The 1,063-nt window shown below is 38.4% G+C and carries 2 protein-coding genes; both read right to left on the bottom strand.

Annotation, left to right across the window (positions count from 1 at the left end):
• A partial coding sequence (locus tag G3O09_RS22045) for an MBL fold metallo-hydrolase (RefSeq protein ID WP_163103578.1) occupies positions 1-345 on the bottom strand: 345 nt, incomplete at its 3' end.
• Positions 346-797: 452 nt separating this feature from the next.
• Positions 798-1,063, bottom strand: a 266-nt coding sequence (locus tag G3O09_RS22040) for a dihydrodipicolinate synthase family protein (protein WP_205439707.1), incomplete at its 5' end; no start/stop codon positions are given.

Below are 1,063 nucleotides of genomic sequence, written 5' to 3'. Positions count from 1 at the left end.
ACGCAAAAGTCCCGCTTCTTTTAATTTTGCTTCTACAAGTCCTAACGTCAAACGTGTTCCATATACGGGCACGGGTACTTGTCTTAAGACATATGGAAGTCCCCCGATATGGTCTTCATGGGCATGAGTTAAAAAGATTCCCGTCACACGCTCCAGGTTTTCCTTCAAGTAGGTCACATCTGGTATAACGATATCAATCCCTAGCATTTCCTCTTGAGGAAACATCAGACCTGAGTCCATGACAAAAATTTCCTCACCTGTGTCCACAACATACATGTTTTTGCCGATCTCACCGACTCCGCCCAGGGCAAAAACTTTAATTTTATCTCTATTTTGTTTTGACAATGTGTATATTCCTCCTATGTTGTATGTAAAAAATCTATAATCCCGATCACGTCACTTAAAAACATTATACTCTATGAGAGGAATACAAAACAAGACTGAGCAAAGGACAAATAAAAATAAGGTTATAGCGGTGGATCTAGTTTGACTGAACGTTTTTTGTTTGTGAAAATCGAAAAGTTTAATAATTTCACGGTAATCCGTTTTATTTTCACGGTAAATCAATATTTATTCACACATAAAGCCAATAATTTCACGGATAAAATTATTTAAACGATTTTCGACAAAACGTGTCTACATAAAGACGCTGACTTATTTTTTTCGATCGGTAGCAGGATGGAGAAAGACCATTTTCGTCTACAAATACAGCATTTAGTACTCAAAAAAAAAAGGGCTACACATATAATTCACATGCGAAGCCCTTTTTTATCAACTAAAGAAAACCCAGTCTATTTTTATAAGCTGTTTAATCTGTTTGAGAGTGCTTCTCTTTCAGATTGGTTTAAAGGCAGTAACGGTAATCTAACACCGCCGACATTAAGCCCTCTTACTTGTAGCGCTGTCTTTACTGGAGCAGGACTCGGCGCTTTAAAGAGCTCTTGCATAACAGGAAGCAACTTCCTATGAATACGCGCAGCTTCTTTATTCTCACCGTCTCTAAACGCCTTGATCATCGTCTGCATCTCGTTACCGATCACATGTGAAGCCACTGAAACGATTC

Source organism: Peribacillus alkalitolerans (assembly GCF_010882125.1).
Classification (GTDB): Bacteria; Bacillota; Bacilli; order Bacillales; family DSM-1321; genus Bacillus_BN; species Bacillus_BN alkalitolerans.
This window is presented reverse-complemented; position numbering and strand designations above follow the sequence as displayed.